The sequence below is a fragment of the Streptomyces sp. NPDC003943 genome (genome assembly GCF_053605265.1).
Window position 1 is genome coordinate 113,096 of the sequence record NZ_JBSGIW010000011.1, and the last position, 7,820, is coordinate 120,915.

A 7,820-nucleotide genomic window follows, 5' to 3' on the forward strand; every position below is an offset into this window, starting at 1 on the left:
TCCCCACCCACTCGCCGAGGAGTTCCCCCATGCCCCGACACGCCCGCCCCACCGTCGTCCTGGTCCACGGCGCCTTCGCCGACGCCTCCAGCTTCGCCCGCGTCATCCCCGAACTGACCGCCGCCGGACTGGAGGTGGTGGCCCCCGCGGTGCCCAATCGCAGCCTCGTCGACGACGCCGCGTACATCGCCTCCGTGATACGCGCCGTCGACGGCCCCGTCGTCCTGGTGGGGCACTCCTACGGCGGCGCCGTCATCACGCTCGCCGGCGCGGAGGACAACGTCCGCGCACTGGTCTACCTCGCGGGCTACGCACTGGAGGAGGGCGAGAGCCTGGGCGAGCTGCAGGGCCGCTTCCCCGACTCCGGTCTCGCCGACGCGCTCGTCTACACGCCCTTCCCCGTGGCCGGCTCCACCGAGACCGGCACCGACGTCTCGGTGGCGGTCGACCGGTTCCCCGCCCTGTTCGCGGCGGACGTCGAGCCCGGGCTCGCCGCGGTGCTCGCCGTCTCCCAGCGCCCCCTGGCCGCACGGGCCTTCACGGAGGCGGCACCCCTCGCCGCGTGGCGGACCAAGCCCTCGTGGGGCCTGGTCGCCTCCTCCGACCGCACGATCAACCCCGATGTGGAGCGGTACGGGTACGAGCGGGCCGGCATGACCACCGTCGAGGTCGACTCCTCGCACCTGGTCATGCTCGCCCAGCCCAAGGCCGTGGCGGAGCTGATCCTGGACGCGGTCCGGTCCACGGGGCACTGACCCGACACTTGAACATCGAACGATTGGTCTATGTCGTTCGAACGCGGTAGCTTTCCGAAACGCCCGCCGAGAACTCCCGGCGGGCGATCGGAGGAAGCACACCCATGAGGTTCGGCGCGAGGCTCGCGCTCGCCGTCATCGCCCTCGTCGTCACGGCCACGTCCTGCGGTACCCCGCAGGACGGCGCTCCGCGGTCGCACACCACCGCGGACTGCGGACCCTACGCCCGGTACGGCAAGCACCCCGGCACCAAGGTCACCGTCTACGCGGAGAACCGGGACCGGGAGGCCGATCTGTTCGAAGAGACGTGGGCGGACTTCGCGGACTGCACGGGCATCGACGTCCAGTACGAGGGGGACGGGGAGTTCGAGGCCCAGATCCAGCTCCGGGTCGACGGCGGGAGCGCGCCGGACGTGGCGTTCTTCGCCCAGCCCGGGCTCCTGGAACGCTTCGCGCGGGCAGGGAAGCTGAAGCCCGTGAGCGCCGGTGTCGCCGCTCTCGCGAAGCAGGGCTGGTCGGCGGACTGGAACAGCTACGCGACCGTGGACGGCACCCTCTACGGCACGCCGCTGGTCGCGAACGTGAAGTCGTTCGTCTGGTACTCCCCGAAGTTCTTCCGCGACAGGGGACTGAGCGTTCCCCGCACGTGGACCGAGCTGATGGCCGTGACGGAGAAGGTCGCGGCGACGGGCGTCAAGCCGTGGTGCGCGGGCATCGAGTCCGCCGAGGCGACCGGCTGGCCCGTGACGGACTGGATCGAGGACGTGCTGCTGCGCCAGCAGGGCACGGACGTCTACGACCAGTGGGTCGCCCACGAGATCCCGTTCGACGACCCCCGGGTGATCAGGGCCATGGACACCGTGGGGTCCATCCTCAAGAACGACCGGTACGCCAACGGGGGTTTCGGTCCGGCGCGGTCGATGGCGTCGATCTCCTTCCAGGAGGCCGGCACGCCGGTCCTCTCCGGCGACTGCGCGATGCACCGCCAGGCCTCGTTCTATGCCGACATGTGGCCGAAGGGCACCGAGATCGGACCGGACAAGGACGTCTACGCCTTCCTCCTGCCGGGAGCCGACCCGGCCGACCGCCCCGTCCTGGGCGGTGGGGAGTTCACCGCGGCGTTCGCCGACCGTCCCGAAGTACGGGCGTTCCAGGAGTACCTGGCCTCCGCGGACTTCGCCAACGCGCGCATGAAGAAGGGCCCGTTCGTCTCGGCGAACAAGGGCGTCGATCCGGCGAACGCCGCCACCCCGGTCGACAGGCTCTCGATCCAGCTGCTCCAGGATCCCAGGACCCGGTTCAGGTTCGACGGTTCGGACCTGATGCCGGCGTCGGTCGGCGCGGGGACGTTCTGGAAGGGAGCCGTCGACTGGATCGGCGGCGCGAGCACCCGGCAGGTCGCCGACTCCATCGAACGGTCCTGGCCGGGAAAGTGAAGTCGTTCGACGTCGTCGCCCAGCAGCCCAAGCTGCTGTACCTGCTCCAGGGATTCGCCGCCTTCGCGGCGGTGGTCTCCCTGATCCTGCTCGCTCTGCACCGGGGGCCGGTGCGGAGGAGGGCCGCGGCCCTCCTCCTGCTCGCCCCCGCTCTGCTGCTGCTCACGATCGGTCTTCTCCTGCCCGGGCTGCGCACCCTGGCGCTGTCGTTCACCGACGGCGGGGGAGACACGTGGGCCGGCTTCGACAACTACGTGTGGATGTTCACCGACCACCGGGCCCTGGTGGCGCTGCGCAACACCCTGGCGTGGGTGGTCCTCGTGCCGCTGACGTCCACCGCGGTCGGTCTGCTCTACGCGGCGGCCGTCGCACGGTCGCGGTTCAGCGCGTTCGCGCTGTCCCTCCTCCTGACGCCGATGGCGATCTCGTTCGTCGGCGCGGGTGTCGTCTGGAAGTTCGTCTACGCCTACCGTCCCGCGGATGCCGGGCAGATCGGGCTGCTGAACCAGCTCGTCGTCGCGTTCGGCGGCGAACCGAGGCAATGGCTCGTGGACTCTCCCTGGAACGTCCTGTTCCTCATCGTCGCGATGGTGTGGACGCAGACGGGCCTCGCGGCCGTCCTGCTGGCCGGCGCGATCAGAGCCGTTCCCGTGGAGCTGACCGAGGCCGCCCGACTCGACGGCGCGTCCCCGCGGCAGATCTTCCGGCGGATCACGATGCCGGCGATCAGGCCCACGCTGCTCGTCGTCCTCCTCGCCCAGACGGTCGGCACCTTCAAGGCCTTCGACATCGTCAAGACCATGACCGGCGGACAGTTCGACACGGGCGTGATCGCCCACGAGATGTACGACCAGGCATTCCGCTACGGCGAGACGGGCCACGGCGCGGCGCTCGCCGTGCTCCTCTTCCTCCTCGTCACCCCCTTGGCCGCCCACCAGGTCCGGGCACAGCGGAGGACAGGATGAACGGCGTCCGGGAGCGTCTGGCCTCCCGCGCCGGCACAGCGGTCGCGGTGGCGATCGCGGTCCTCTGGACGACACCGACCCTCGGTCTGCTGCTCTCCTCGTTCCGCCCCGAGGAGGAGATCAAGACGACGGGCTGGTGGACCGTGTTCGGCACGCCGCACCTCACGCTCGACAACTACGGCGAAGTGCTCTCCGGCGGCGGGAACGGGCCGGGGCGGCTCGCGGAGTACTTCGTCAACTCCGTCGTCGTCACCCTCCCCTCGGTGCTGTTCCCGCTCGTCCTGGCCTTCTTCGCGGCCTACGCCCTGGCCTGGATCGACTTCAGGGGGCGCGACGCGCTCGTCGTCGGCATCTTCGCGCTCCAGGTCGTGCCGCTCCAGATGGCGCTCGTCCCGCTCCTGAAGCTCTTCTCCCAGGGCTGGCTGTTCCTGCCCGCGTGGCACCTCACCGGTCCCGCGCGGTTCGGCCAGGTCTGGTTCGCCCACACGGTCTTCGCGCTGCCGTTCGCGGTGTTCCTCCTGCACAACTTCCTGGCGGGGCTGCCCCGGGAGCTGGTCGAGGCCGCCCGCGTCGACGGCGCCTCGCACCGGACGCTGCTGCTCCGGATCGTGCTGCCGCTGTCCCGCCCGGCGCTGGTCAGCTTCGCCATCATCCAGTTCGTCTGGGTGTGGAACGACCTCCTCGTGGCACTGACACTGTCGGGCGGAACGGCCGAGACCGCGCCGATGACGGTCAGACTGGCGAGCCTGGCCGGGACCTACGGCACCGAGTGGCAGCGGCTCACCGCGGGAGCCTTCGTGTCGGCCTTCGTCCCGCTGCTCGTCTTCTTCGCCCTGCAGCGGCACTTCGCCCGGGGCCTGCTCGCCGGATCGGTGAAGGGATGAGCCGCGGGCGGTCCGAGGGAGGAGACGTGGCCGAGCCCGGGAGCGCCGGGCTGAGCCGGCCCGGACTGCGGGGTCGCGAAGCCGAGCTGGAGCGGCTGCGCGCCCTGGTCGAAGCGGTGCGCGACGGCGAGGGAGGCGCGATCGCGCTGCTCCTCGGCGAGCCCGGGATCGGGAAGACCGCGCTGCTCCAGGAGGCCGTCTCGCTCGCGCGGGCCCACGGATTCCTCGTCAGCCACGGACGTGCCGAGGAGCTGCACGAGCTGGCACCGCTCGCCTCCCTGGCCTCGGGCCTCCTGCACGGTGACCCGCCGCTGCTCTCCGGCGCGGACTTCGCCGACCTGGCGGGCCACCACGACCAGCGCATCTGGCTCGTCGAACGGCTGGCCCAGCTGATCGAGGAACGCTCGGCGGGCACGCCCGTACTGATCGCGGTCGACGACGTCCAATGGGCCGACCCGCTGAGCCGGTTCGCCCTGAGCGTCCTGCCGGCACGGCTGCTCAGCTCCCCGGTCCTCTGGCTGCTCACGGGCAGGGACGACCCGCACCTGTACGGGCGGGGGCCACGGACGACGACCCTCGCTCTGCGGCCGCTGTCCGGGACGGCCCTGGCCGAGCTGGCGGGCGACGTCCTCGGCGGGAACGTGCCGGCGCAGGTCGCGGAGCTCCTCGACGAGGCGGGCGGCAACCCCTTCCTCGCGGCCGAGATGCTCGCCGGCATCGTGGCGTCGGGGGCCGAGGGGCCGGAACCGCCCGAGCGGCTGGTCCTCGGCGTACGCGGCCGACTGGCCGGCCTCCGGCCGGACACCCTGCACTTCCTGCGGATCGGCTCGGTCCTCGGCCGCGCCTTCTCGCTCGCCGACGCCGCGGCCCTGTGCGGCCGGCCCGCCTCCGGACTCGGCGCCGAAGTGGACGAGGCGATCGACGCCGCCCTCCTCCACGACGACGGCGAACGCCTCCTGTTCCGCCACGACCTGCTCCGCCAGGCGGTCTATGCCGACCTCGCCCCCTCCGTACGCCGGGCGCTGCACCGGGAGGCCGCGAGCCGGCTCGTCGCGGCGGGCCGGAGCTCCGCCGACGCGGTCCCGCATCTGCTGAAGAGCGCCGAACCCGGCGACATGGAGGCGATCGGACTGCTCGGCACGGCCGCCACGGACTTGATCGCCGTGATGCCCGACCTCGCCGCCGACCTGGCCGTGCGCGCCCTGGAACTCGTACCGCCCCGTGCGCCCATGGCGTACGAGGTGGGAGAACGGGCCATCGTCGCGCTGACCCGCGCGGGCCGCTACACGCAGGCGCGGGACACCGGCGACGCGCTGCTCGCCCGGCAGCCGCCCCTGGACGTCTTCGCCCGGCTGCAGTCCGTACTCGGCGACACGCTGTGGCACCTCGACGACATCCACGAGCTGACCCGCCGCTCGACGGCGGCGCTGGCAGCCGTCACCGACCCGGTGGTCCGGGCCCGGCTCACCGCTCGGCAGGCCCTGGCCCGGTCCCGCGGGAGCGACCTCGGGGCCGCTCGCGAGACCGGCGAACGGGCGCTCGCGGAGGCGGAGCGGGCCGGAGACCGGGAGGCCCGGGTCCTCGCGCTGTGGGGCCTCGGCGAGATCGCCCTCAACGCGGGCGACTGCGCCGCCGCCGTCGAACACCACACGGCACTGAGTGTGTTCGACACGGCTTTCCTTCCCGAGGAGGCCGTCGCACGGATCCACATGGACGACTTCGACACCGTACGGAGACTGCTCCGGAGCGCGGGCGACGCTCCCCTGCGCCCCGCCATGCTCCTCTGGGCCCAGGGGACCCTGAACCTCGGGCTCGGCCGGCTCGACGACGCGGACGCCGACTTCGTCACCGCCGAGCGTCTCGAAGCGGACCTCCACCTGCCCGGCCTCCTGGTCAACGTCCGTGTCAACCGAGGCATCCTCGCGATGCTGCGAGGCGACCGCGAAGCCGCGCGGGAACACCTGGACGTCGTGCGGGCGGCCCTGGCCGACCGGCCGAACAAGGGAAACCACGCCGCGCACCAGTACTTCGAGGCCGTGGTCGCCGACGCCGGCGGCGACCACACGGCCGCGGCCGAACTCCTCCGGTCGGCGCAGCGCGACCACCCCTTCCTCCGGTGGCGGCTCCTGCGTCCCCATGTCGTCCAGGCCGTGGGGATCGCCCTGCGCGCCGGGGACCGGAAGCTGGCCGAGGACCTCTCGGCCCAGGCCGCCGCACACGCCCTGCGCAACCCCGCCGTGCCGACCGCCCAGGGGACGGCCGCCCACGCGGCCGCCCTGGTGAACGCCGACCACGGACTCCTGGGGCGGGCGGTGGACATCCTCCTGGACGGCCCCCGACCGCTTCCCCTCGCGGCCGCGTCCGCCGACCTCGGGCGCGCTCTCCTCACGGCCGGCGACCCCGCTGCGACAGCCGCCCTGACCAGGGCGCACGACCTCTACGCCCAGGCCGGGGCCGACGCCGAGGCCGACCGGGTCCGGGCCGAACCGGAGCGGGCCACAAGCCGCCCCGGCGGGCGCACCGGACGCCTCCGGCCGCGTACCGACCAGGGCTGGGACGCGCTCACCGCCTCGGAACGGAAGGTGGCCCGGCTGATCGCCGCGGGCCACACCAACCGGTCGGCCGCGGAGGCCCTCGTCGTCTCCCCGCACACGGTCAACACCCATCTGGCGTCGATCTTCCGCAAGCTCGCGGTGCGTTCCAGGGTCCACCTGGCCCGGATCGTCCTCGCGGAGGACGACGCGGGAACGGCCACGGCCGACTGAGCGAACCTTGCGCCCCCGTGCAAGGCGTGGTGCGCGGTACGGCAACAGGAGCCACGGGGCCGGTCCTAGCGTGAAGGGCACACCGCGCCGCTTCGACGCGCGGACCCGTCCACCCGAAACGAGGGAACCCCCATGCCGTACATCACCGTGGGCCAGGAGAACACCACCCCCATCGAGCTGTACTTCGAGGACCAGGGGGCCGGGCAGCCCGTCGTCCTCATCCACGGCTTCCCGCTCGACGGCCACTCCTGGGAGCGCCAGAGCGCCGCGCTCCTCGACGCCGGATACCGGGTGATCACGTACGACCGCCGCGGCTTCGGGCAGTCCTCCCAGCCGACCACCGGCTACGACTACGACACCTTCGCCGCCGACCTGAACACCGTGATGGAGACCCTCGACCTGAACGACGCCGTCCTCGTCGGCTTCTCCATGGGCACCGGCGAAGTCGCCCGCTACGTCTCCACGTACGGCTCCGGCCGGGTCGCCAAGGTCGCCTTCCTGGCCTCCCTGGAGCCCTGCCTGCTCAAGAGCGACGACAACCCGGACGGCGTCGCCCCGAAGGAGTTCTTCGACGGCGTCGTGGCCGCCGTGAAGGCCGACCGGTACGCCTACTACACGGCCTTCTTCAACGACTTCTACAACCTCGACGAGAACCTCGGCACCCGCATCGGCGAGGAAGCCGTCCGCAACAGCTGGAACACCGCGGCCCGCGGCGGCTCCTTCGCCGCCTCCGCCGCTCCGGCCACCTGGTACACCGACTTCCGCGCCGACATCCCCGCCGTCGACGTGCCGGCCCTGATCCTGCACGGCACCGCCGACCGCATCCTCCCGGCCGAGGGCACCGCGCGCCCGTTCCACAAGGCGCTCCCGTCGGCCGACTACGTCGAGATCGAGGGCGCCCCGCACGGTCTGCTGTGGACCCACGCCGAGGAGGTCAACGCCGCCCTCCTCGCCTTCCTGGCGAAGTGACGCCCCACCGCTGACCCGCCGGGGTGACGCCGGATCCCCGGGCGTC

Annotated in this window: 6 protein-coding genes; all 6 read left to right on the top strand. The window is 72.4% G+C overall.

All coding sequences use genetic code 11. From position 1 onward, the window contains the following. The first annotated feature begins 29 nt into the window (after positions 1-29). The 6 genes from ACWEV0_RS07395 (at position 30) to ACWEV0_RS07420 (ending at position 7,774) form a co-directional block, all read left to right on the top strand. Entirely contained in the window at positions 30-755 is a 726-nt protein-coding gene (locus ACWEV0_RS07395) for an alpha/beta fold hydrolase (RefSeq protein WP_453147307.1), read from the top strand. 104 nt (positions 756-859) lie between these two features. Next, on the top strand, positions 860-2,191 hold the full coding sequence (locus ACWEV0_RS07400) for an ABC transporter substrate-binding protein (RefSeq protein WP_453147309.1): 1,332 nt from the start codon (positions 860-862) through the stop codon (positions 2,189-2,191). Continuing rightward, on the top strand, positions 2,188-3,156 hold the full coding sequence (locus tag ACWEV0_RS07405) for a carbohydrate ABC transporter permease (RefSeq protein WP_453147311.1): 969 nt from the start codon (positions 2,188-2,190) through the stop codon (positions 3,154-3,156). The genes ACWEV0_RS07400 and ACWEV0_RS07405 overlap by 4 nt, the downstream gene beginning before the upstream one ends. Continuing rightward, positions 3,153-4,040, top strand: a complete 888-nt coding sequence (locus ACWEV0_RS07410; protein WP_453147313.1) for a carbohydrate ABC transporter permease — start codon at positions 3,153-3,155, stop codon at positions 4,038-4,040. The genes ACWEV0_RS07405 and ACWEV0_RS07410 overlap by 4 nt, the downstream gene beginning before the upstream one ends. Continuing rightward, the gene (locus ACWEV0_RS07415) at positions 4,037-6,805 is read left to right on the top strand and encodes an ATP-binding protein (RefSeq protein ID WP_453147315.1); all 2,769 of its coding nucleotides are present in this window, start codon (positions 4,037-4,039) and stop codon (positions 6,803-6,805) included. The genes ACWEV0_RS07410 and ACWEV0_RS07415 overlap by 4 nt, the downstream gene beginning before the upstream one ends. Positions 6,806-6,937: 132 nt before the next feature. Continuing rightward, positions 6,938-7,774 (top strand): alpha/beta fold hydrolase, encoded by an 837-nt coding sequence (locus ACWEV0_RS07420; protein ID WP_453147317.1) that lies wholly within the window; start codon positions 6,938-6,940, stop codon positions 7,772-7,774. Positions 7,775-7,820 lie beyond the last annotated feature (46 nt).